Origin of the sequence: Paraburkholderia sp. RL17-383-BIF-A, assembly GCF_046028015.1 — a bacterium.
Classification (GTDB): Bacteria; Pseudomonadota; Gammaproteobacteria; order Burkholderiales; family Burkholderiaceae; genus Paraburkholderia.
Window position 1 is genome coordinate 109,267 of the sequence record NZ_JARESR010000003.1, and the last position, 23,204, is coordinate 132,470.

Annotated in this window: 23 protein-coding genes; 6 read left to right on the forward strand and 17 right to left on the reverse strand. The window is 62.9% G+C overall.

The features are described 5' to 3' along the window. Nucleotides 1-104: 104 nt before the first annotated feature. The 3 genes from slmA to argB all read right to left on the reverse strand — a co-directional run bounded on the left by slmA (nt 105) and on the right by argB (nt 2,736). Complete coding sequence (gene slmA / locus P0D71_RS04560) at nt 105-806, reverse strand: nucleoid occlusion factor SlmA (RefSeq protein ID WP_408479355.1); 702 nt, start codon at nt 804-806, stop codon at nt 105-107. Next, nucleotides 773-1,576, reverse strand: coding sequence for a pyrimidine 5'-nucleotidase (locus tag P0D71_RS04565; RefSeq protein ID WP_408298389.1), 804 nt, complete (start codon nt 1,574-1,576; stop codon nt 773-775). The genes slmA and P0D71_RS04565 overlap by 34 nt, the downstream gene beginning before the upstream one ends. Nucleotides 1,577-1,836: 260 nt before the next feature. Further along, entirely contained in the window at nt 1,837-2,736 is a 900-nt protein-coding gene (argB, locus tag P0D71_RS04570) for an acetylglutamate kinase (protein WP_007179687.1), read from the reverse strand. A gap of 264 nt (nt 2,737-3,000) precedes the next feature. Here argB and P0D71_RS04575 point away from each other — a divergent pair, with 264 nt between their 5' ends. Beyond that, entirely contained in the window at nt 3,001-3,219 is a 219-nt protein-coding gene (locus tag P0D71_RS04575; RefSeq protein WP_091797233.1) for a cysteine-rich CWC family protein, read from the forward strand. A 63-nt stretch (nt 3,220-3,282) separates the two neighbouring features. Here P0D71_RS04575 and P0D71_RS04580 read toward each other — a convergent pair whose 3' ends face one another. Further along, nucleotides 3,283-4,920 (reverse strand): tetratricopeptide repeat protein, encoded by a 1,638-nt coding sequence (locus tag P0D71_RS04580; protein ID WP_408479356.1) that lies wholly within the window; start codon nt 4,918-4,920, stop codon nt 3,283-3,285. Nucleotides 4,921-5,050: 130 nt separating this feature from the next. Between P0D71_RS04580 and P0D71_RS04585 the strand changes: the two genes are divergently transcribed. Both P0D71_RS04585 and P0D71_RS04590 read left to right on the forward strand, forming a co-directional pair. Further along, nucleotides 5,051-6,361, forward strand: a complete 1,311-nt coding sequence (locus P0D71_RS04585; protein ID WP_091797227.1) for an ATP-binding protein — start codon at nt 5,051-5,053, stop codon at nt 6,359-6,361. Next, nucleotides 6,358-6,900: a response regulator transcription factor gene (locus tag P0D71_RS04590; protein WP_007179684.1), complete on the forward strand. Its 543-nt coding sequence runs from the start codon at nt 6,358-6,360 to the stop codon at nt 6,898-6,900. The genes P0D71_RS04585 and P0D71_RS04590 overlap by 4 nt, the downstream gene beginning before the upstream one ends. 147 nt (nt 6,901-7,047) lie before the next feature. Here P0D71_RS04590 and hslU read toward each other — a convergent pair whose 3' ends face one another. The 9 genes from hslU to P0D71_RS04635 form a co-directional block, all read right to left on the reverse strand. Continuing rightward, the gene (gene hslU, locus P0D71_RS04595) at nt 7,048-8,394 is read right to left on the reverse strand and encodes an ATP-dependent protease ATPase subunit HslU (RefSeq protein ID WP_091797224.1); all 1,347 of its coding nucleotides are present in this window, start codon (nt 8,392-8,394) and stop codon (nt 7,048-7,050) included. Nucleotides 8,395-8,403: 9 nt separating this feature from the next. Next, a complete protein-coding gene (gene hslV, locus P0D71_RS04600; protein ID WP_091797221.1) occupies nt 8,404-8,940 on the reverse strand; it encodes an ATP-dependent protease subunit HslV in 537 nt (178 codons plus the stop codon). A gap of 475 nt (nt 8,941-9,415) precedes the next feature. After that, on the reverse strand, nt 9,416-9,835 hold the full coding sequence (gene dksA, locus P0D71_RS04605) for an RNA polymerase-binding protein DksA (protein ID WP_012431412.1): 420 nt from the start codon (nt 9,833-9,835) through the stop codon (nt 9,416-9,418). Nucleotides 9,836-10,507: 672 nt separating this feature from the next. Continuing rightward, on the reverse strand, nt 10,508-11,596 hold the full coding sequence (locus tag P0D71_RS04610) for a CobW family GTP-binding protein (protein WP_091797218.1): 1,089 nt from the start codon (nt 11,594-11,596) through the stop codon (nt 10,508-10,510). A 189-nt stretch (nt 11,597-11,785) separates the two neighbouring features. Continuing rightward, nucleotides 11,786-12,988, reverse strand: a complete 1,203-nt coding sequence (locus P0D71_RS04615; protein WP_408479357.1) for a class I SAM-dependent rRNA methyltransferase — start codon at nt 12,986-12,988, stop codon at nt 11,786-11,788. A gap of 88 nt (nt 12,989-13,076) precedes the next feature. After that, the gene (gene xerC, locus P0D71_RS04620; protein ID WP_408479358.1) at nt 13,077-14,000 is read right to left on the reverse strand and encodes a tyrosine recombinase XerC; all 924 of its coding nucleotides are present in this window, start codon (nt 13,998-14,000) and stop codon (nt 13,077-13,079) included. Nucleotides 14,001-14,029: 29 nt separating this feature from the next. Beyond that, the gene (locus P0D71_RS04625; protein WP_408183981.1) at nt 14,030-14,749 is read right to left on the reverse strand and encodes a DUF484 family protein; all 720 of its coding nucleotides are present in this window, start codon (nt 14,747-14,749) and stop codon (nt 14,030-14,032) included. 57 nt (nt 14,750-14,806) lie between these two features. After that, complete coding sequence (dapF, locus tag P0D71_RS04630) at nt 14,807-15,694, reverse strand: diaminopimelate epimerase (protein ID WP_091797210.1); 888 nt, start codon at nt 15,692-15,694, stop codon at nt 14,807-14,809. Between the two features lie 92 nt (nt 15,695-15,786). Beyond that, nucleotides 15,787-16,671 carry a lipid A biosynthesis lauroyl acyltransferase gene (locus tag P0D71_RS04635; RefSeq protein ID WP_091797208.1) on the reverse strand — a complete coding sequence of 295 codons (885 nt, stop codon included), beginning with the start codon at nt 16,669-16,671 and terminating at the stop codon, nt 15,787-15,789. A 277-nt stretch (nt 16,672-16,948) separates the two neighbouring features. Between P0D71_RS04635 and metK the strand changes: the two genes are divergently transcribed. Then, nucleotides 16,949-18,139, forward strand: a complete 1,191-nt coding sequence (gene metK, locus P0D71_RS04640; protein WP_132376386.1) for a methionine adenosyltransferase — start codon at nt 16,949-16,951, stop codon at nt 18,137-18,139. A 184-nt stretch (nt 18,140-18,323) separates the two neighbouring features. On the opposite strand, the gene P0D71_RS04645 is transcribed toward metK, so the two are convergent. Continuing rightward, on the reverse strand, nt 18,324-18,689 hold the full coding sequence (locus P0D71_RS04645; protein ID WP_408184059.1) for a hypothetical protein: 366 nt from the start codon (nt 18,687-18,689) through the stop codon (nt 18,324-18,326). A 461-nt stretch (nt 18,690-19,150) separates the two neighbouring features. Between P0D71_RS04645 and P0D71_RS04650 the strand changes: the two genes are divergently transcribed. Beyond that, nucleotides 19,151-19,912, forward strand: a complete 762-nt coding sequence (locus P0D71_RS04650) for a phytanoyl-CoA dioxygenase family protein (RefSeq protein ID WP_091797204.1) — start codon at nt 19,151-19,153, stop codon at nt 19,910-19,912. A 71-nt stretch (nt 19,913-19,983) separates the two neighbouring features. On the opposite strand, the gene P0D71_RS04655 is transcribed toward P0D71_RS04650, so the two are convergent. Next, entirely contained in the window at nt 19,984-20,190 is a 207-nt protein-coding gene (locus tag P0D71_RS04655; RefSeq protein WP_091797202.1) for a DUF3185 family protein, read from the reverse strand. A gap of 215 nt (nt 20,191-20,405) precedes the next feature. Here P0D71_RS04655 and mgrA point away from each other — a divergent pair, with 215 nt between their 5' ends. After that, nucleotides 20,406-21,449, forward strand: a complete 1,044-nt coding sequence (mgrA, locus tag P0D71_RS04660; protein ID WP_091797200.1) for an L-glyceraldehyde 3-phosphate reductase — start codon at nt 20,406-20,408, stop codon at nt 21,447-21,449. Between the two features lie 64 nt (nt 21,450-21,513). Here the strand turns inward: mgrA and P0D71_RS04665 are convergent, their stop codons facing one another. Beyond that, nucleotides 21,514-21,699, reverse strand: a complete 186-nt coding sequence (locus P0D71_RS04665) for a hypothetical protein (RefSeq protein WP_091797197.1) — start codon at nt 21,697-21,699, stop codon at nt 21,514-21,516. A 268-nt stretch (nt 21,700-21,967) separates the two neighbouring features. Then, nucleotides 21,968-23,191, reverse strand: coding sequence for an MFS transporter (locus P0D71_RS04670; RefSeq protein ID WP_408479450.1), 1,224 nt, complete (start codon nt 23,189-23,191; stop codon nt 21,968-21,970). Between the last annotated feature and the right edge of the window lie 13 nt (nt 23,192-23,204).

Genomic DNA, 23,204 nt, shown 5'->3' on the forward strand with positions numbered 1-23,204 from the left:
GGGTGTTGCGGACAGCGGTCCTTGATGGTTCGAGGCGCCGCAGTCAGGCGCAAAGTATAGCGGAAATTTTCGCGCGGCAACGTCGCGGGCGCATGCTGCGCGGACTACTGAAGAATCAGCAGCAATTGCGCGTCGGCCTGTTCGGCGGGCGGCCGCGCGAAGCCGCTACGCACATAACGGTGCCAGCGGCCGATGATATAGCTCAGCAGCAGACTCGCGCGGATCGCGGGATCGTACCCGGCGGGCAGCGGGGCGGCGGCGTGCTGCTCGCTGGCGTTGTCGCCCGAACTCGCGCCAGTGTTGGCCTCCATTTGCGCGAGGCGCAGACATTGTTTCAGCGACACCTCGACGCGTTCCAGCATCTGATTCACTCGCTCGGTCAGCCGTTCATGTTCGCCGACCAGCGCCTCGCAGGTCAGCACGCGCGTCATGCCTGGGTTCTTCGCGGGAAAGTTGAGCAGCATCAACGCGATCGAGCGCGCCTGCAGCACGCCATTGCTTTCCTTGTCGGCAATCTGGTTGATCAGCCCGAAGATGGTTTGCTCGATGAACTCGATAAGCCCTTCGAACATTTGCGCCTTGCTGGCGAAATGCCGGTACAGCGCGGCTTCCGATACGCCGAGCCGTGCTGCCAGCGCCGCGGTGGTGATCTTTTCGCTCTTGGGCGCTTCCAGCATCTCGGCGAGCGTCTGGAGGATGTGCACGCGGCGCTCGCCCGGTTTCAGGCGCGGCGCGCGCGGGGCGGCGAGCGTGGCGGTCGGTTCGTGTTCGGCTAAGACTTCGTCAGGCTTGTCGATCGGCTGCATGGCTGTCGTCCCGTCTGCTGTCTCTTCAATCGAACCGAGCGGGTGCTCAGTCGTAGCGATTTTAACGAACGAATGCTCCGGTCGACATAGTGCGGCCGGCCGGTGCCCGGCAGGCGCGTCGGCACGCCGTCCGCGTGTGGCTTGCGCGGCAGATGGCCGGTGATCCACACCGTGCGGATGCCGAGACGCCGGTAGTTTTTCAGATGCGAGCGCGTGTCTTCGACGAGGATCACATCCTTGAGCGACACGTGAGCGTCGCGCATGGCTTTGCGCAGCATTGCGTGGTCGGGTTTGGCGCGCCAGTGGCGGCGATCGCGCATGTGTTCGATGGCGATCACCTGTTCGAACAGGCGCTCGATGCGCAGTTCGGCCAGCACCGCGCGCGCATAGGCTTCGGGCGCGTTGGTCAGCACGATCTTGCGGCCCGGCAGCGCGGCCACGAGGCGCGCGACACCGCGTTCATGACGGATCATCGAGCCGAGATCGGGGAAGGTGTGGACGACCTTCAGGAAGTCGTTCGGATCGAGCGGATGGTGGCGCGTGAGGCCGAGCAGCGCCGCGCCGTAACGCTGCGTGTAGCCGGTGCGCAGCCGGTTTGCTTCGTCGATGTCCACTTGCAAGGCGTCGATGATGTACTGCGTCATGCCCTGATTGATCGCCGGAAAGATCGCGTGCGACGCGTGGTGCAGCGTGTTGTCGAGATCGAACAGCCAGACCGGACGGCCACCTGCGATATGCGGACGACGGCGTCGGGAAGTGGGGGTGCGCATGATGGAGAACGCCGTTCAGGCGCGAACAGTCGCCTCGCGTGGCGAACGCGAACGGTTCACGGTGCGGGCGGTGGGTGACGAGGGGAGCGTGGGCTGGTGCGCCGAGCCGGCGCGTTGGCAGCCGTAGTTGGCGCTGTACGAACTGTACGCGCTGGAAGAGCGGTATGGGCGGTACGAGCGGTACGACGGGGACAGGCAACTGCACGGCACACGCGGCATGCCATGCTGACGTGCCGTGGGTGCCGGGTTTGAGGCAGGAATCAATGCGAGCGGATCATCGTGCCGAACGGCTGCTCGGTGAGAATTTCCAGCAGGACCGAGTGCTCGATGCGGCCGTCGATGATGTGCACCGAACGCACGCCGCTCTTGGCCGCGTCCAGCGCCGACGAGATCTTCGGCAGCATGCCGCCGGAGATGGTGCCGTCGGCGAACAGGCCGTCGATTTCGCGCGCCGACAGATCGGTCAGCAGATTGCCTTCCTTGTCCATCACGCCGGGGATGTTGGTCATCATCACGAGCTTTTCGGCGTTCAGCACGACCGCCAGCTTGCCCGCGACCAGATCCGCGTTGATGTTGTACGACAGGCCGTCTTCGCCGAAACCGATCGGCGAGATTACCGGAATGAACGCGTCGTCCTGCAACGCTTTCACGACTGCCGGGTTGATCGCCTCGACTTCGCCGACCTGACCGATGTCGACGTACTGGCCGGGATTGTCGCGATCCGGCATCAGCATCTTGCGGGCGTGGATCAGGCCGCCGTCTTTGCCCGTCAGGCCGACCGCGTGGCCGCCGAAGTGGTTGATCAGCGTGACGATGTCCTGCTGCACTTCGCCGCCGAGCACCCATTCGACGACTTCCATCGTCTCTTCGTCGGTGACGCGCATGCCTTGGATGAAGGTGCCCTGTTTGCCGATCTTCTTCAGCGCCTGGTCGATTTGCGGACCACCGCCGTGCACGATGACCGGATTGATGCCGACCAGCTTCAGCAGGATCACGTCGCGCGCGAAGCCCTGCTTCAGGCGCTCTTCGGTCATGGCGTTGCCGCCGTATTTGATGACCACGGTCTTACCGTGATACTGGCGGATGTAGGGCAGCGCCTCGGCCAGGATTTCAGCCTTCAGGGTGGGCGCGATCTGCGAAAGGTCAGGAAGCTCGGACATGGCGGCAGGCTCAGGCACGGAACAGTTGAATCAGGGCGAATTGTACAGGACTGGCGCGCTGCAACAGGGTTTTCGATACCTGTGCGGGCGGCGGGCGCCGCAGGCTTTGCGCACCGCGCAATGACAGCCCGTGCCCACCAGTCAACGGCGAAGCGTAACGCGGTTCGGCGGCCCCGTAAATTAGCCGGACGGACGACTCACGGCGGCCCGCCAGTCGTGGCATCATTTCCTGATCCAGGCTGAAGCGAGACCATCCGGCCCGTCATGAAACCGTCCGTTTCCCGCTCCCAAAGCAGCGCGCGCTGCCCGCGCTGTGGCAGCGTGTTCGATTGCGGCATGCATTCGCAACCGCTCGACTGCTGGTGCCGAAAAATGCCGGCGTTGCCGGCGGACAGGCTCGATCCGACAGGACGCTGCCTGTGTCCCGAATGTCTTGCTGCCGAGATTGCGCGGGCGGCTCAAGCGTCGCCGGCGCGTGATTGATGCATGTGGTGACGAAAAGATCGCCGCAAGCATCGCTGTTTGACGGAATTGCCAGGGCGCGCCTTACGCCGCGCGGTGCCCGGCCGCCAACGCCTTCAGATCACGCGCGACGGCCTCCAGCGCCGGCTCCCATTGACCAAACCGCGGCTGCCGGTACAGCGTGGCGCTCGGATACCACGGGCTGTCACGACGGTCGAGCAGCCAGACCCAGTGCGGGTTGACGTCTAGCAGCACCCAGGTACGCTGGCCGAGCGCGCCGCTCAAATGCGCAGCCGATGTGCAAACGGTGATGACGAGATCGAGCGCGCCCACGAACGCGGCGGTATCGTCGAAGCTCGCGAATTCGGCGGTGTAGTCGGTCATTGGCAGGCCGGCCGCGCGTGCCGCCGCGACATCTGCGTCTGCGCCCGGCTGCAACGAATAGAACGCCACGTCCTGCATGCCGCCGAAATGAGCCGCATAGCGTTCCCAACCCACGCGGCGAAATGGATTGCGCTGATGGCCGTGGCTGCCGGTCCATGTCAGGCCGACTTTGAGCCTGGCTTCGCCCGCGAGCCTCTTTTGCCACGACGCCGTGGTCGCCGGGTCCGCGTGCAAATAGGGTACTGCAGCCGGAATCGTTTCTTCCCGTGTCTCGAATCTTAGCGGCAAGCTGAGCAACGGAATCTCGTAGTCGAATGCGGGAAGCGATTCGACGCCGCCGCCGGCTGAAAACTCGTCCGCGTGAGCGCCCAGGCTGCGCGCGAGCAGCGCGCCCATTTGCGGGAACGAGTTCCAAATGAGTCGGCCGCCTTCGCGATGGACGCGCTCAGCCAGCATCGGGATATAGCGGCAGAACTGCAAAACGTCGCCCATGCCTTGCTCGCCCCACACGAGCAAGGTTTTGCCGGCGAGTGATTCGCCGCGCCAAAGCGGTGCGGGCATGACCGGGCGGTTCCCGCCCAACTCCGCGGAGCCGTCCCAGCGCGCCTCGTGCGATGCCCAGCCGTGCGCATAATCGGCCCGAACCAGTTGCAGCATGGACAGATTGGAGCGCAGGGTGGCGTCGTCAGGTCCCAATGCGCAAGCGGTTTGGGCGGCTTGCTCCGCGTCGTCCCAGCGTTGCGCCTCACGCAGCGTCAGCGCATAGTTGTTGTGCGCCAGCGAGCTGTGCGGCGCACATTGCACGGCCCGGGCGCCGGCTTCGAGCGCTCGCGGCAGATCCATATTCGTGCGGTACGCGTTCGTCAAATTGGTCCAGCCGTCGCCCTCACCAGGCTCGTCCCGGACCGCGCTTTCCAGAAGCGCGATCTGCTCGTTCGCGTCGCCACCCGCGCGCGCCAGTGCGCCGGCGAGATTGCTGCGCAGGCACGGCAATCCTGGATCGATGGCGAGTGCGCGTCGGTAGGGTGCAATGGCCTCGCCATGCCGGTTTGCTATCTGCAACGCATAGCCATGACGAAAGTGCGCAAGAGCGCGGTGCGGATCGAGTTGGGCAATAATGGCAGCGAGTTCGATCGCCTCGCCGACACGGTGTTGTTTGAGCAGTGCGGTAGTGAGCGATGCGAGTGACGCGTCGTCCAGTGGATGGAGTCGCGCCGCGGCGTCGAGGCAAACGGCCTCGGCTTGCGCCGTGCCATTGTGCCGGGCTGCTGAGGCTTGTCGCAAAAAAGTCAGGAAAGCTGAAGAGGCATCAGCCTCGCAGTCAGAAGTAGGTAGCATGGATAGGCGGCGCGACTGAGGAACCGATGACGAGAGACCGGTTCGCGACGCGCTGTCGCAAAAAATTTCCATGTTACCGGCGCAAGGTCGCGAGGTAAGTCGGACGAGTCCGAACAGGTAAACTAAAGTCATGCATCGTATAACCAACACCGGCCGCGTCAATCTCGGGCATCTGTTCTGGCTGCGCAGTCTCGCGATCATCGGCCAGTTGATGACGATTGCATTCGTGCAGACCTTCATCGGCGTGCATCTGCCGTTGCCCGCCATGCTGCTCGTGATCGCGCTGGAAGTGATCTTCAACGGAATCACGTGGTGGCGCGTTTCGCAGCAGCGGCCTGAATCCAACATGGAATTGTTCGGTCAGATCTGGGTCGATCTGGGCGCGTTGTCCGCGTTGCTGTTTCTCTCCGGCGGCACCACCAATCCATTCGTTTCGCTCTACCTGCCTTCGCTCGCCATCGCCGCGGCCGTGCTGCCGTGGCATCTGATGGCCTGGCTCGCGGCGTTCGCGGTAGCCTGCTACGCAGTGCTGGGTTTCGATTCCGTGCCGCTGAATCTCGACAATCCCGCGAACCTGTTCGACTACTATCGCGCGGGCATGTGGGTGAACTTCATGGTCAGCGTCGGGCTCATTGCATGGTTCGTTGCACGCATGTCGAGAGCACTGCGGCTACGTGACGCAGCGCTCGGAGAAGCGCAGCAGCGCTTGCTTCACGATGAACGGGCGGTCGCGCTCGGTGTGCAGGCCGCCACCGTCGCTCACGAAATTGGTACGCCTCTGTCTACAATTGCGATGTTGTCCGAAGAATTGCGCGATGCCGCGCGTTCCGACAAGGGTCTCGCGCCCTACGCCGCCGACCTCGAACTGCTCGAACAGCAGATGACGCTATGTACATCGGCGCTTGCCCGTTTGCGCAGCCGGGCGTCGACCAGCGCCAGCCGCCAACCGGTCGGCGAGTGGCTCGAATCCTTCGCTGAGCAGTGGCGCTTGCGTCATCCGCATGTGAAGTTCGAGCGGATCGGCGTGCCGCCTGCGGATGTCAGTCTTGACGACACCGTGGCTGTGAGTCAGATTCTCACGATTCTGCTCGACAATGCTGCGCGTGCAAGCCGCGATCACGTCACGCTATCCTGCGCGCTTGCGGCGCGTGGAGATCAGATCGTCTTCGAGGTCTGTGACGCAGGCCCTGGCATTCCGGCCGCGTTGCGCGGCTCGTTGGGCGCGATGCCGGTCGAGAGTACTCAAGGCGGGCACGGCGTGGGTCTCTATCTGGCTTTTTCGGCGGCGGCGCGTCTGAAAGGATCGATCGAGCTGACCGATGTCAGCACGATCAAGCCGCGTGGTACGCGTGCGGTCCTGAAACTGCCGCTCGCCGCGCGCAAATTTTTTGGCTCGGGCCGTCAAGGCGCCGCACCATCCAACACGGAGAAACAAGTATGAGCGAAATGAATTTTCTGGTGATCGACGACGACGAGGTGTTCTCCGGCATCCTCGCGCGTGGTCTCACCCGGCGCGGCTACACGGTGAGCGAAGCGCACAACGCGGATGAGGCAATCAAGCTGGCGAATCAGCAGAAGTTCAGCCAGATCACGGTGGATCTGCATCTCGGCAATGACTCCGGCCTCACGCTCGTCGCGCCATTGCGCGATCTGCAGCCCGACGCGCGCATGCTGGTGCTGACCGGTTACGCGAGTATCGCCACGGCGGTGCAGGCGGTGAAAGACGGCGCGGATAACTACCTGGCCAAGCCTGCCAATGTGGAGACGATCTTGTCGGCACTGCAAAGTGAAGCAAGCGCGTTGCAAGCGGAAGAGGCGATCGAGCATCCCACGCCGTTGTCGGTGGCGCGTCTGGAGTGGGAGCATATTCAACGCGTGCTGGCCGAACACGGCGGCAATATCTCGGCTACCGCGCGTGCGTTGAATATGCATCGGCGAACGCTGCAACGCAAACTGGCAAAGCGGCCGGTCAAGCAGTAGAAACGGCAGACTCCGCACCGCTTTTGCCGTAAGCAAATGAAAACGGGCTGCCTTATCAAAGGCAACCCGTTTTTTTATGCGCTCACATGTGATCTGATCTGTCTCAAGCGGCGAACATCACAGCTTGGGGCAGTCTCAGCATCGACATCACAGCACGTAACGCGACAGATCTTCGTCTTCCGCCACTTCGTTCAGCGCGCGATCGACATAAGCCGCGTCGATCTGCACCGTGCGGCCCGAGTGGTTGCCGGCCGCGAACGAGACTTCCTCGAGCAGTTTTTCGATCACCGTGTACAGGCGGCGCGCGCCGATGTTCTCGGTTTTCTCGTTCACCGAGTACGCGATTTCGGCCAGGCGGCGAATGCCGTCGTCGGCGAATTCGAGGTGCACATCTTCGGTGGCGAGCAGTGCCTGGTATTGCTTGACGAGGCTCGCGTCCGTGGACACCAGAATCGACTCGAAGTCGTTGACCGACAGCGAATCCAGTTCGACGCGAATCGGGAAGCGGCCTTGCAGTTCCGGAATCAGATCGCTTGGCTTGGCGAGGTGAAATGCACCGCTGGCAATGAACAGAATGTGATCGGTTTTCACCATGCCGTACTTGGTGTTGATCGTGGTGCCTTCGACCAGCGGCAACAGATCGCGCTGCACACCTTGACGCGAGACTTCACCGCCGCCGGCTTCGTTGCGCGACGCGATCTTGTCGATTTCGTCGAGGAACACAATGCCGTTCTGCTCGACGTTCTGCACCGCTTTGGCTTTCACCTCTTCGTCGTTCAGCATCTTGGCGGCTTCTTCGTCGGTGAGCGCCTTCAGCGCTTCCTTCACCTTCATCTTGCGACGCGTTTTCTTGCCGCCGCCGATGTTCGCGAACATCGAACGGATCTGCTCGGTCATGTCTTCCATGCCCGGCGGCCCCATGATGTCCATGCCGACTTGCGGCTGTTCCACGTCGAGTTCGACTTCCTTGTCGTCGAGCAGGCCCTCGCGCAGACGCTTGCGGAATGTCTGACGCGTGGTGCTGCCTTCGTCCACGGTATCAGCGGCGCTCGAGCTTGCGCCGAAGCCGACCGGGCGCGCGCTCGGCAGCAGAATGTCGAGGATGCGGTCTTCGGCCTGATCTTCGGCCTTGGTCCGCACTTTGCGCATTTCGGTTTCGCGGGTCTGCTTGACCGAGATTTCGATCAGGTCGCGCACGATGCTGTCCACATCGCGGCCTACGTAGCCGACCTCGGTGAACTTGGTCGCTTCGATCTTGATGAACGGCGCGTCGGCCAGTTTCGCCAGACGCCGCGCGATTTCGGTCTTGCCGACGCCGGTCGGTCCGATCATCAGAATGTTCTTCGGCGTGATTTCCTGGCGCAGCGGTTCTTCAACCTGCTGACGGCGCCAGCGATTGCGCAGCGCCACGGCCACCGCTTTTTTCGCGCGGCCTTGGCCAATGATATGTTTGTCGAGTTCCGAGACGATCTCGGCAGGGGTCATGGTGCTCATCGTGGGTCCTTACTCGATCGTCTCGATGACGCGGTTATGGTTCGTGTAGATGCACATGTCGCCGGCAATCTCCAGCGACTTTTCCACGATTTCGCGGGGCGACATCTCGGTGTTGTCGGCGAGCGCTTTCGCCGCGGCTTGCGCATAGGCGCCGCCCGAACCGATTGCGCAAATGCCACCTTCCGGATCGAGCACGTCGCCGTTGCCGGTAATGACGAGCGTGGTGGTGGCGTCCGCGGCGATCAGCATGGCTTCGAGACGGCGCAGCATGCGGTCGGTGCGCCAGTCTTTGGCGAGTTCGACGGCGGCGCGCGTGAGATTGCCCTGATGTTTTTCCAGCTTGGCTTCGAAACGGTCGAGTAGCGAGAAAGCGTCGGCCGTGCCGCCGGCGAAGCCGACCAGCACCTTGCCGTTATAGATGCGCCGGACTTTCTTCGCACCGCCTTTCATGACGATATTGCCCAGCGTCACCTGGCCGTCGCCGCCGAGCGCGACCTTGTCGCCGCGCCGCACGGAGACGATCGTCGTGCCGTGAAATTGCTCCATATGCGTTCCTCTTTGCAAAACGGGTAGGACGCGGCAGCGCGATGCGCCACCGCATGAATCCTGAAAGCGGACGACGCGCGACGCTAAAACCGATCCGGCGGGCGCGCGCTCGTGCAGCGCATGTCCGGTTTATTTTAGGGCGTGCGCGGTCATATCAAGAGCCGGCAAATGGCATAGGACAAAAAACACGCGATTCGGTGCGGGGAACGCGCCCGCGCGGCATCGGACGGCGCGGGGCTGGGATGACGAGAATCCTGGTCCCTAGCCGGCAAATGGCATAGGGCAAATACAGACGGTTCGGAAGCGAACGCGGCGGTTACGCCGACAAGAGGGGCGAGGCGAGGTTGGTAGCAGCCTGCACCACGGCAATGCCTCAAATAGGCGCCACGCAAAAGAAAAAAGGCGCACGGACCACCGTGCGCCTCTCGACGAAGCAGCGTTTTCGGGCGCGGAGCCGAAGCCGCGCCGCAAGCGTTCAGTCGCCGAACAGCTTCTGGCGCAGTTCGCGGCGTTCCTGCGCTTCGAGCGACAGGGTGGCCGTGGGCCGTGCGAGCAGACGCGGAATGCCGATCGGCTCACCGGTTTCTTCGCACCAGCCGTAGTCGCCCGAGTCGATACGCGCGATCGACTGCTGAACCTTCTTCAGCAGCTTGCGCTCGCGGTCGCGCGTGCGCAGTTCGAGCGCATGCTCTTCCTCGATCGTTGCGCGGTCGGCCGGATCCGGCACGATTACGGTCTCGCGCAGGTTCTCGGTCGTCTGGCCGGCATTGCGGAGAATATCCGCCTGCAGCTGTTCGAGCTTGTTCTTGAAGAAGGCGAGCTGATCCTCATTCATGTAATCCTTGTCGCTCATCTTCAGGATTTCGGCTTCGGTCAAGAGTCGTTTCGTCGTCATCTGGCTAACTTCTTCAATGTGAGGCAAAACTCTTACGTCGTGCCCGCACTTTCGTATTGCCCGCAAAGGCACCTCGAGGACGCGGAGCGCCAAGGCGGGCACGGACGGTGGACTGTCGTGACGCCGAAGCGCCTGGCGCCCACACGCCGGGCGTCGCAACGCCAATGCGGGGCCGAACTCCTCTGGAAACCGATTCTCAAATGCTCCTGAGGCATTGCTTGCCGGCAGCGCGTCTTTTCAGACCGTGCCGGCCGGCATTGTCGGCGTATTGTCCGGATTAGATTTTCCGGCGCCGTTTCAGGCCCGGCGCGGATACGCGCTGACCGGGCAATTCGTTCTCATTCTCCAGTGGGCACGTATTGTAACTGAATCACAATCTAGCACCGCAACTGGTGAAAATCCCCCTGCGGTACGCCGATATCCCGAAAATATAACGCGCGCACGGCTAAAAAGCGATGGTCGTGCACGCTTTAATACAGCAGGGTTTTCACGCGCTTTTCATACGCGTGTCTTTTCAACCCGCTTACGGCGGCCGCCGGTAATATTCAGCAGATGTTTATCTCGGGGCGCGTCGCCGAATCGCGCACTGAGGCGCAACAGCACGACGCTTCCAGCAAAACCGGTGCCTGCCGGAAAGACAGGCAGCCCCGGCGAGGCCGGGGCGTGCCGTGCTTAGACGAGGCAGGCGTCCAGACCGTCGGTGATCAGGTCTTGCGGCAGTTCGATGCCGATAAACACCATCTTGTTGGTCTTTTTCTCGATCGGCTGCCATTTCGCGGCCAGATCGCTGCCCATCATCTGATGCACGCCCTGGAACACGACTTTGCGGTCGACGCCCTTCATATACAGCACGCCCTTGTAGCGCAGCAGGCGTTCGCCGTAAATCTGCAAAATGCCGCCGAGGAAGTCTTCGAGCTTGTTCGGATCGAACGGACGGTCGTTGCGGTAGACGAACGACTTGATCTTGTCGTCGTGGTGCGCGTGGTGGTGATGACCATGATCGTGGCCTTCGTGATCGCACTGGCCGTGGTCGTGATCGCAGTTGGCGTGATCGTCATGCGTATGGCCGTGCTCGTCATGCGCGTGAGCGTGGCTGTGCGCATGCTCGTCTTCCACGAGAAAATCCGGATCGATTTCGAGCTTCGAATTCAGGTTGAAGCCGCGCAGGTCGAAGATTTCCTTGATGTCCGCTTCGCCGAAATTGACGACCTTGATCGCCGCCCGCGGGTTCATGTGCAGCAGGCGGTGGCGCAGATCGGCGAGGTGCTTCTCATCGACCAGGTCGGACTTGGTGATGAACAGGCGGTCGGCGAACCCGACCTGGCGCTGCACGACTTCGTGCTCGTCCAGCTGGTGGTTCGCGTGCTTCGCGTCGACCAGGGTGATGATCGCGTCCAGCAGGAATTCGCTGGCGATCTGGTCGTCCATGAAGAACGTCTGCGCGACGGGGCCCGGATTGGCCAGGCCCGTGGTTTCGATCACGACGCGGTCGAAGTCCAGCTTGCCGGACTGCTTCTGCGCCGCCAGATCGCCCAGCACGCGCGAGAGGTCGCCGCGGATCGTGCAGCAGATGCAGCCGTTGCTCATCTGGATGATCTGCTCGCCGGTGTCCTGCACGAGAATTTCGTTGTCGATGTTTTCTTCGCCGAACTCGTTCTCGATCACGGCGATCTTCATGCCGTGCTTTTCATTCAGGATGCGCTTGAGCAGGGTGGTTTTGCCGCTGCCGAGAAAGCCGGTCAGGATGGTGACTGGAATCATAGGGGTCGCCTGTATTGTCGTGAAACGGTGCGTAATCGAAGCCTGAAATGGGCGCGGCAGCCTCCTGGCGCGCTGCCCGGTCCAGCCGGTTATTGAAACATATTCGCCAGGCCGGCGCTGGCGCACGGGTTCGAGCCCGCTTTCGCCCGTGCCGGCGGCGCCGGGAAATAATCCCCAAATTATGGGCGATCAGGCGATTTGCAACAGCAGGCCCTTCAGATACTCGCCTTCCGGGAACGCCGTCAGCAACGGATGATCCACCCCGGCGCCAAGCCGCTTGAGAATCCGGGCGTCCACGCGCGCGTCGGCGGCCGCGCCGGAGACGATCTTCTGGAACAGTTCAGAGTCGATCGCGCCGGAGCACGAGTAGGTGAAGAGCAGGCCGCCTGGGCGCAGCAATTTCAGCCCGGTCAGGTTGATGTCCTTGTAAGCACGCGACGCGCGGTCCACATGTTCACGCGACGGCGCGAATTTCGGCGGATCGAGCACGACCAGGTCGAAGCGCTCGCCCTCGTCGTAGAGACGGCGCAGCGTTTTGAAGGCGTCGGCGTCGAGCCAGGTCGCGCGTTCGGCGTCGAACCCGTTGGCCGCCACGTTCTGCTGGGCGATCGCGAGCGCGTCGCCCGACGAATCGATCGACACGACACGCTTGGCGCCGCCTTTCAAGGCTGCCAGCGAGAAACCGCCGGTGTAGCAGAAGCAGTTCAGCACGTCGCGATCCTGCGCGAGTTGCTGCACGAGCAGGCGGTTGTCGCGCTGGTCGACGTAGAAGCCGGTCTTGTGGCCGTTGCGCACGTCGACGTGATAGCGCACGCCGTTTTCGCTCGCAATCAGTGCCTCCGACGGCGCTTCGCCCGCCAGCACGCCGGTGATCTGTTCGAGTCCTTCCTTCTGACGAATCGACACGTCCGAGCGTTCGTAGACATTCGGGCAGCCGGTCGCGCCGGTCAGCGCCGCGACGATCGCTTCCTTCCATGCCTCGACGCCCGCTGCCATGAACTGGCAGACCAGCTGGCTGTGCTGGCCTTCATCCTCGGCGACGTAGTGATCGACGATCAAGCCAGGTAGACCGTCCGCCTCGCCGAAGATCAGCCGCACCGCGCCGGTGTCGTGAACCATCGTTTGACGATGCGCGATCGCGCGCTGCACGCGGCGCTTGAAGAACGCGTGATCGATCGGCTCAGTTTCGTCGAAGCTCCACACGCGGGCGCGGATCTGCGAATGCGGGCTGTACGCCGCACGCGCGAGGAAACGGCCGTCGTGCGCGCGCACCAGCACGGTGGCGCCGGGTGCGGGATTGCCGTCGATCCGGTCGATCGCGTTGGCATAGACCCACGGATGGCGGCGCAGCAGCGATTTTTCTTTCGACGGTTTGAGCGTAACGGTATTCATCAGGTGTCAGAGAGAGCAATGGGCCGCGCGGCACAACGCACGCGGCGGGTAAAGCGAAGGCGGAGACTGTCTGCCGCGGGTCGCGGCGTCAGTCGCGTTTTTTAGCGCGTGGATGCGCCTGATCGTAGACGTGCGCGAGATGCTGGAAATCGAGCGCGGTGTAGACCTGCGTGGCGGTGATGCTGGCGTGGCCGAGCAGTTCCTGCACCGCGCGCAGATCGCCGCTCGACTGCAGCACGTGTGTGGCGAACGAATGCCGCAGCACGTGTGGATGCACGTTGGCGGGAATGCCGGCGACCAGCGCCGAGCGCTTCACGCGCTCACGCACCACGTTCGGCGACAGGCGATTGCCGCGCGCCGACAGAAAGAGCGGATGCGGATCGTGCTTCACCATCTGGTCGCGCACGGCGAGCCAGGCGTTCAAGGCCTCCAGCGCCTTGCTGCCGACCGGTACGACGCGGCGCCGGTTGCCTTTGCCGAGCACTTCGACTTCGGCCGAGTCGAGCTTGAGCCAGCCGGCCGAGCGGTAGCCGTCGGCATCGGCGAAACGGGCGTCGAGGCCGACCAGCTCGGCGAGGCGCAGCCCCGACGAGTAGAACAGTTCGAGCATGGCGTGATCGCGCAAACCTTCGGGCGATGCGGCGGGCGGACTTTCCATCAGCCGCGTGGCGTCGTCGACGGAAAGCGCTTTGGGCAGCGTTTTGGCCTGCTTCGGCGCGCGCACGGTCGCGACCGGATTGGCCGGCAAATCGACACGGCCGGCGAGCCAGCGGTAAAACGCACGCCATGCCGAGAGCCGGTGGCTGATCGAACGCGCCGTCAGGCCGCCCGCGTGCGCTCGCGAAACAGCGCCGCGAATGTCCACGGCGGTGAGGCTTTCGAGCGGCCGGCCTTTGGCCAACTGCTTGAGTTCTTCCAGTTCGTGGGTGTAGCCGCGCAGCGTATGTGCCGACAGCCGCCGCTCGTGTTCGAGATTCGACAGATAGGCGGCGATCGGGTCGGTGGCGGTCACGGTGGATTTTCTGGCGGCTTTGGCAGCGCTCAGCGCGGCAGCAGACGGCTCAGCGCGGCGCTTGCGAGCGCGCCGATCTGCGTGAGGAAGTCGGTTGCCATGCCGTCGTGGAAGCGGCGCGCGTCGGGCGAACCCATCACGAGGAGGCCGAAGGTCGGCGCTTCTTCGTTGCCTTCCGGGTCGCGCAGCGCGAGCAAGGCGATCGATTCGGTGGCGTGCGCCGACTCGGACGCCGCGTGCCCCGCGCTGTCGTCGCTGACAGCCGCGACGGACGGCGCCAGCCACTGCGCGGCTTCGAAGCCGGTGTTCGCGCCGCAATACGGCGTGGTCAGGCTATTGGCGAAGATGCGCACTTCCTCGCCGACATGGCGCGCGAAGTCGGCCTGCGCATAAGGCTCGGCAATATCCCACACGCGCAGCGCCGCCTGCGGCACGTCGAAAATATCGCGCAGACCGGTGGCAATCGTGCGCGGCAGCGCATAGGGATCGCGTTCGGCCATCACGCGGATGGTCCAGCGGTTGAATTTCGACGCGATGCTGTCGTTCTCATGGCCGTAGCGCAGGAGTTCGGCGAGGCGGCGTTCGAGGTGTTTGTTCTTGTCGCGCAGCATTTCCATCTGCCGTTCCTGCAGCGACACCGCGGCTTTGCCGTGCGGATTCGCGAGCCGGATCGTCGCGAGCATTTCCGCGTGTTCGGCGAAGAATTCAGGGTTGGCGAGCAGGTATTCGGCGACTTCGCGATCGTTCATGGTTTCGGCTAATGGACTACGGGGCGACGCCTTGAGGCGGCGCATCGGTCAATGAGTTTATGCGGCCTGTGAATCCGCCAGGGCGTCGGCCAGTTCGATTTCGCCTTCGAAGACGGTCGCGGCAGGTCCGGCCATCAGCAGCGGCTCGTCGGCTTGCGTGCTGTTCCATGTGATGGTCAGTTTGCCGCCGTGCGTGTGCACCAGCACCGGCGCGTCGAGCAACCCGCGCCGGATGCCGGCCGCGACCGCCGCGCATGCGCCCGTGCCGCACGCGAGCGTTTCGCCCGCGCCGCGCTCGTACACGCGCAGCTTGATCTCGCTGCGACCGACGATCTGCATGAAGCCTGCGTTCACCCGCTGCGGAAAACGCGCATGGCGCTCGATCACCGGGCCTTCGACCAGCACCGGGAACGCTTCGACGTCGTCGACCACCTGGACGGCGTGCGGATTGCCCATCGACACCACGGAAATCCAGCGCGTCGTGCCGTTCACGTCGAGCGGCCAAAGCGTATCCGCGCCTTCGCGGCGGCCTTCAAGGCCTTTGGTGGCGAACGGCACGCGCTCTGGGTCGAACACGGGCGTGCCCATGTCGACCAGCACTTCGCCGTTTTCCTGCATGGTCAGCGTGATGGTGCCCTTTTGCACCTGCACGCGCACGCTGCGTTGATCCGTGAGGCCGCTATCGCGCACGAACTTGACGAAGCAGCGCGCGCCGTTGCCGCAATGCTCGACTTCGCCGCCGTCGCAATTGAAGATGCGATATCTGAAATCGACGCCGTCGACGGTGGGCTTTTCGACCAGCAGCAACTGATCCGCGCCGACGCCGAAATGCCGGTCCGCGAGCGCGCGCACCTGCGCCGGTGTCAGGTTGACCGGCTGGGTGTAGCCGTCGAGCACGACGAAGTCGTTGCCCGCGCCGTGCATTTTGGTGAATTTCAGTTTCATCACGCTATTGTAAGTGACGCGCCCGCAGGTGAGCCGAACCCCGCGTCATTTCCACATTCGGGCGCTTTTTTGCGGACCGCGTGGGCGGCGGTTCAATACACGCTCGGATCGCCCGGCGGCCGGGTCTTGAAACGCTTGTGCACCCAGTAGTACTGCTCCGGCATCAACGGAATCTGTTCTTCGAGGAACGCGTTCATGCGGCGGGCGTCTGCGTCGTCGTCGCCGGTCGGGTAGTTCTCCCACGGCTTGAATACCTTGAGCCGGTAGCCCTTATAGTTCGGCAGCACCTCGCCGATGAACGGCACCACTTGCGCGTGGCCGACCTTGGCGAGACGCCCCACCGCGGTCAGCGTACAGGTCGGCACGCCGAAAAACGGTACGAAGGTCGAATTGCGCGCGCCGTAGTCCATGTCGGCGCCGAGCATGACCGGTTTGCGCTCGCGCAGCCAGCGCAGCACGATGCGCGCACTGTCGGCGCGGCTCGCCATGTCCGCGCCGAAACGCGCGCGTGCCGCTTTGGCGACCTCTTCCAGCTCCGGGTTCGACATTGGCTGATAGAGCGAGCCGCAGCGGCGCTTGAGCGAATAGTTCAGGAAGATCGAGCCCGCCTCGATGCCGACGAAGTGAAAGCCGAGAAACAGCGTGGGCGGGAGGTTCGGGTCCGTCAGATCGATCGCGCTGTCGAGCTGGATCAATTTTTCGAGTTTCTTCGCCGAGCCGAACCATTGCACGCTGCGCTCCAGGTAGCTCCGGATCGCGTGGCGGAAATGCTTCTGCGCGACGTCTTCGCGGCGTTCGTCGCTCCATTCGGGGAAGCACAGCTTCAGGTTGATATGGACGATGCGCTTGCGACGGCTCGGGATCTGATACAGCAACCAGCCCAGCCCGTCGCCGAGACGGGCGATCAGGCCATACGGCAACAGTGCAAACAGTTTCAGCAGCCCGATCGCGAGTTTGGCGCCATAGCGGCTCAGCATGCCGCCTCCTGAAAAGAGGCGCTGCACGGGACGGGCTTCAGGAAAGCGGAAGAATTGACGTAATACCGCACTCGTAGACACTCTGTGACAATCAAAGGAAGTCGCTATAATAAGGGCTTCGCCGAGTTAATAGACAACTTGCGGGGCGAAGCCGGTGGCTGCAAACCATGTGATTTGCGCCTGTCGGTAAGGTAATCCGCTAAAGCGTCGCCGCTTCAAGGCTCCCGAAGCTGGCTACGTGAAACTCAACCGTAACCACAAAACAGGAGTCTGCAACGTGGCAAACGACTATCTCTTCACTTCCGAATCCGTCTCCGAAGGCCATCCCGACAAGGTCGCGGATCAGATTTCGGACGCCATTCTCGACGCCATTCTGGCTCAGGACAAATACTCGCGTGTCGCCGCGGAAACGCTGTGCAACACGGGTCTCGTCGTGCTCGCCGGTGAAATCACCACCACGGCGAACGTCGATTACATTCAGGTTGCGCGCAACACGATCAAGCGTATCGGCTACGACAATACCGACTACGGTATCGACTATCGCGGCTGCGCGGTGCTCGTCGCTTACGACAAACAATCGCCGGACATCGCGCAAGGTGTGGACCGCGCGCACGACAATAACCTCGATCAAGGCGCCGGCGACCAGGGCCTGATGTTCGGTTACGCGTGCGAAGAAACGCCGGAACTGATGCCGCTGCCGATTCACCTGTCGCACCGTCTGGTGGAGCGTCAGGCAAATCTGCGCCGTGACGGCCGTCTGCCGTGGCTGCGTCCGGACGCGAAGTCGCAAGTCACCGTGCGTTATGTCGATGGCAAGCCGCATTCCATCGACACCGTGGTGCTGTCCACGCAGCATTCGCCGGACATCGATCTGGGCACGCTGCGCGAAGCGGTGATCGAAGAAGTCATCAAGCCGACGCTGCCGGCCGAACTGATCAAGGGCGACATCAAGTTCCTCGTGAACCCGACCGGCCGTTTCGTGATCGGCGGTCCGCAAGGCGATTGCGGTTTGACCGGCCGCAAGATCATCGTCGATACGTACGGCGGTGCTGCACCGCACGGCGGTGGCGCGTTCTCGGGCAAGGACCCGTCGAAGGTTGACCGTTCGGCGGCTTACGCCGGCCGTTACGTCGCGAAGAATATCGTGGCCGCGGGTCTCGCTTCGCGCTGCCTGATTCAGGTTTCGTACGCGATTGGCGTTGCTCAGCCGACTTCGGTGATGGTCAACACATTCGGCACGGGCCGCGTGTCGGATGCGACCATCACGCGTCTCGTGCAGGAGCATTTCGACCTGCGTCCGAAGGGCATCATCCAGATGCTCGACCTGCTGCGCCCGATCTACGAGAAGAGCGCGGCCTACGGTCACTTCGGCCGCGAAGAGCCGGAATTCACGTGGGAATCCACGGACAAGGCTCTGGCGCTCGCCGAAGCCGCCGGCACGGAGCCGGTTGCCGCGCTCGCCGAATAAGCGCGAGCCGTCCGTATCAGCAAAAAACCCCGCCGGCGCGAGCCTGCGGGGTTTTTTATTGCCTCTGCCAATCGATAAACCGCGTTGCCACGCGATCGGCCGAAGGCTTCACCGGCGACGAAGCCTTCGTGTCGTCAATGCGGCGCATGAGTCCCGCCGGTTCAGCAAAGCGTTCTGAATCGCCTCAACGGCTCGCAAACGCGAACGCGAACCAGGCGGTGCTGCCGTTCGTCGACATGCGCCGCGGACGGCGGCTCGTGTTCTGCGGCACGGCGACCGCTGCGCGCGGCGCGGCGAGGCGCAGCGGCGTCGGTTTGCGCAGCAGCGTACGCAGCGAGAAGCGGCGCGAGCTGCCTTGCAGGCGCAGCGCGGAGAAGAACGTATTGAACCAGGTGCGAATGCCGTCGACGGCTTTGGCATCGCGCCATTGTTCGCCCAGCGCGCGAGTGCGCGTGGCATGGTGACGCAGCGCGCGCACGACATGGCGACGCGCCGGACGTGCCGCCTTGAGTGCGGCGCGAGTAAGACGGGTGCTCAGGAGAGTATGCATGGCTTCACTGGTAGGCAACGTGTCGCGCGACGGAATGTGCGCCATGAGGAGCACCAAATGTGCCAATGGCGGCGTCGCAATGAACGGCGCGAAAGCCTGAAATTCGACGGAAAAGTGCACGGAATACAGCGGAGTCGGCCTTGGCGGCCTCGACGCGGCGCAATAGTGCGGGAATGACGATCAACATGCAGCGCAGGTTACACGCGATTCATGACGTCAGAAAGTCGGTTTTTACCCTGCGAATAGGGGTTTTTACGGAGCAAATCCCGATTTGCCGCGGCAGCGGTCGCGCCCTTTGAGGGCGATTATCGTGCGTGCTTGCCCATTCAATGTGCCGCGCCGTTGCGCACCCGCATGAAAGTAGTGCGTAAGACTGCCGCTTCCGGATAGTGAAACAGCACACTGCGCGATCGCGCCCGTTTTACAATCGAGCATCAGCTAGTCGACAGTAACGGAACACCATGTCATTCCATTCCAAGAAAGAGCAGATTCAAACGTTGCGGGAGCAGGGTTTTGTCGTGGTGCCCGGATTGGTGTCGCCCGAGCGCTGCGAAGAACTGAAACAGATCGCGCAGCGTCAGTTGGATGAAGCGGCTGCTCCGATCGAGTTCGAAGCGGATCTGCAGTATCCCGGCGCGCCCACGTCCAAGCAGGCACCTGGCGGCCATACGGTGCGGCGGCTGCTGGATGCGTACGGACGCCATCCTGGCTTTGCGCAGTGGGCGACTGCGCCGGAAATTCGCGGCTGGATGGAATTGTATTTCGGCGAGGAGCCGCGCCTGTCGCGCGCGCACCATAACTGCATGATGACCAAGCATCCTGCGTACGGCAGTTTGACCGGCTGGCATCGCGACGTGCGGTATTGGTCGTTCGAGCGAGACGATCTGGTTTCGGTGTGGCTCGCGGTCGGTTCGGAGACGGTGGATAACGGCGCGCTGTGGATGGTGCCGAAGTCGCACAGCGCCGCATTCACATCCGACCGGTTCGATCAGGCCAAATTCTTCCGCTCCGATCTGGAAGAGAATCAGGAATGGATTCGCACTGCGGTCTCACCTGAACTCAAAGCCGGCGACGTGGTGTTCTTCCACTGCAATACGCTTCATTCGGCCGGCAAGAACATCACCGATCAGGTGAAGTTCTCGCTGGTGTACACCTATCACGGTGCGAGCAATGTACCGTTGCCGGGAACCCGTTCGGCAGCGAAGCCCGAGGTAGCGTTCTAGTTTTTTGGGTTCCTGACGGCGCCTTGGGTTTTCGTTCGCGAAGCCCGAGCGCCGCGTGGCCGCACCGGCCGTTATCGCTTGCGGCCCGACAAAGCCATGCCGGTCAATCCGGCGATCGTGGCGATAACGCCGCCCACGATCAGCATGATCGCCTTGTTGCTCGGCGAACCGGTAAAGACGCGCGAGACGTCGCTGCTCACCGAATTGAACGCCTGCCCGCCGAAATACAGCAGCACGATACCGCCGACAATCAACGCGATGGAAATCGCCTTTGTCATCTACCTCTCCCATGAGCCTGAATCGGGCAAAGTGTAGGGGAGCCGCAAGCAATCGTCCATCCCGCATACTGGGCGTCTGCATGCTTCACTTCGATTCGCTACCATAGCAGTCTGGCCGCATCCCCACTTACAAAAACAGAGCGGCACGCCTCCCGCAGCATGCAATTGCCCATGCCCGCACTGGTCGGGCGCCTTCAACATCAAGGACACTAGCAATGGCTTACGAAGCAGCTTCAGAACGCTATTCGGACATGCAGTACCGCGTCTGCGGCAAGTCGGGTCTTAAACTGCCGGCGCTGTCGCTCGGTTTGTGGCACAACTTCGGCGACACTACGCCGATCTCCACGCAACGCGACATCCTGCGCACGGCTTTCGACCTGGGTATCACGCACTTTGACCTCGCCAACAACTACGGGCCGCCGTACGGTAGCGCCGAGACCAATTTCGGCCGCCTCTTCAAGGACGACTTCAAGCCGTATCGCGATGAACTGCTGATTTCGTCGAAGGCCGGTTGGGACATGTGGCCGGGTCCGTATGGGCAAGGCGGCGGTTCGCGCAAGTACGTGCTCGCGAGTCTCGATCAGAGCCTGCAACGCATGGGCCTCGATTACGTCGATATTTTCTACTCGCATCGTTTCGATGCCGATACGCCGCTCGAAGAAACCGCGGGTGCGTTGGCGAGCGCCGTGCAGCAGGGCAAGGCGCTGTACATCGGTATCTCGTCGTACTCGGCCAGCAAGACGCTTGAAATGACGAAGCTGCTCGCCGAATACAAGGTGCCGCTGCTGATTCATCAGCCCGCGTACAACATGCTCAACCGCTGGATCGAACACGAGCTGCTGGATACGCTGGAGAAGGTCGGCGCGGGCTCGATCGCGTTCACGCCGTTGGCTCAGGGTCTGCTCACCGGTAAATACCTGAACGGCGTGCCGGAAGACGCGCGCGTCAACAAGCCGGGCGGCGGCTCATTGAAGCAGGAGCATTTGAGCGCGCAGAACATCGAGCACGTGCGCAAGCTCAACGACATCGCGCAACGTCGCGGTCAGAGCCTCGCTCAGATGGCGCTCGCGTGGGCATTGCGCGATCCGCGCGTGACTTCCGTGCTGATCGGCGCGAGCCGCGCGGAGCAGGTGCGTGAGAACGTAGGCGCATTGAAGAACCTCGCGTTCTCGAAGGACGAGCTCGCTGAGATCGACCGCTACGCGACCGAAGGTGGCATCAACTTGTGGGAAAAGCCGTCCACGGATCAGGCGATCTGATCCCCGCGCCTTTGTCGTTCACGCCATAGAAACAGTCAAGCCGCCCACGGGCGGCTTTCTTCATCTAGACGAGCGCCGGCAAACCTTCGACCAGCACGACCGCGAACACCACGCCGAGCAGCGCGCCAAGCACGCGCAGCGCGTTGTGCCGGAATTCCGTCTTGCAGGGAAGCGCACCGACAAACAAAGCCCCGGCCAACGCCATCGGAATGACCAGGATGAAATCGCCGATCGTGAAGTAGGTCGTCATTCTCGTCTCCTTATAATTACCGGCGAAGACGGCGGCTCGATTTATGGAGTCATGCACCGCCCACGCTCGATTTGAGTATAGGAGACAGTCAGGTCGCCGTAGCGATGCTTTGCGGCGCTGCAGCGGCTATTCGCAAGCCGCTGAACCCTGTGCCGCTTAGGCCGCGACGATTGCCGCGTCGCAGCAAATACGCTGAAAAAAATGAAGTGTTTGCTTACGACGGCCTTACTTTTCGGCGTCTTTCAATGCGAGTCGGGTCACCAAGCGGTCATGCGCGAGCTTGTTCGTGTGCGCGCAAACGTGCCGCTGCAACGAGGCCGATGACGAGCAGAGCGCCGACCAATCCGACGACGCCGTTCCATCCGTAATTTGCCCACACGTGGCCGCCATACGAGCCGACCACGCTCGAACCGATGTAATACGCGAGCAGATACAGCGCGGCGGCCTGGCCTTTGGCCTCTTTGGCAAGACGTCCGACCCACCCGCTCGCCACCGAGTGTCCGGCGAAAAAGCCGAACGTCACACACGCGATGCCGGCCGCAATCGCCGTCAGCGGATGCAGCATGGTGAGCACGACACCGAGCGCCATCAACAGCAAGCTGCCGGTGAGCACGCGCGCGCGGCCGAAGGCGTCGGCCATGCGACCCGACCACGGCGAGGCGACCACGCCCGTCAGATACACGATGAAGATCGCGCCGATCTCCGTCTGATCCAGCCGGTAGGGCGGCGCCAGCAATCGGTAACCAAGGTAGTTGTAGAGCGTGACGAAACTGCCCATCAGCACGAAGCCGAGCAGGAACAGCAAAGGCAAGCCGGGTCGCCCGAATTGCTTGAAGAGAGCGGTTCGGTGATGCGTGAAGCCGAGTCCGCGCCGCGGCACGAAATGACGCGACGGCGGCAACAGCGCGCGAAACGCGAGCATCGACAGAAGGCCGAGTACGCCGATCGTGCCGATCGCGACGCGCCACGAAAACAGATCCGCGACGACGCCGGTAATCACACGCCCGGCCATCCCGCCGATCGCCGTGCCGCCGACGTAGAGCCCCATCGCGAGGCCGAGACCGTCGGGGTGCACTTCTTCCGCGAGATAGGCCATCGCGACGGCGGGCACACCGCCGAGCGCGAGACCTTCGAGCGTGCGCAGCACGAGCAATTGATGCCAATGCGGCGCGATCGACACGCCGATAGTCGCGAGCGCGGAGAGGGTGAGCGACAGCGTCATCAACTTGTGACGGCTCCAGCCTTCCGAAATGAAGCCGGCCGCGAACACGGCGACCGCGAGCGCAGCCGTGGTCAGCGAAAGCGACAGGCTGCTCTGTGCCGGCGTCACGTTGAACGCCGTCGAAAACGAAGGCAGCAGGGGCTGCACGCAATAAAGGAGCGAGAAGGTCGCATAGCCGGCGAACAGCAGCGCGATGCTGGCGCGCCAGTACGCGCGCGTGCCGCGTTCGAGGTAGGGGATGTCGGACAAAGCGGAAGCGGTTGAGGAAATGGACGAAGCGGAA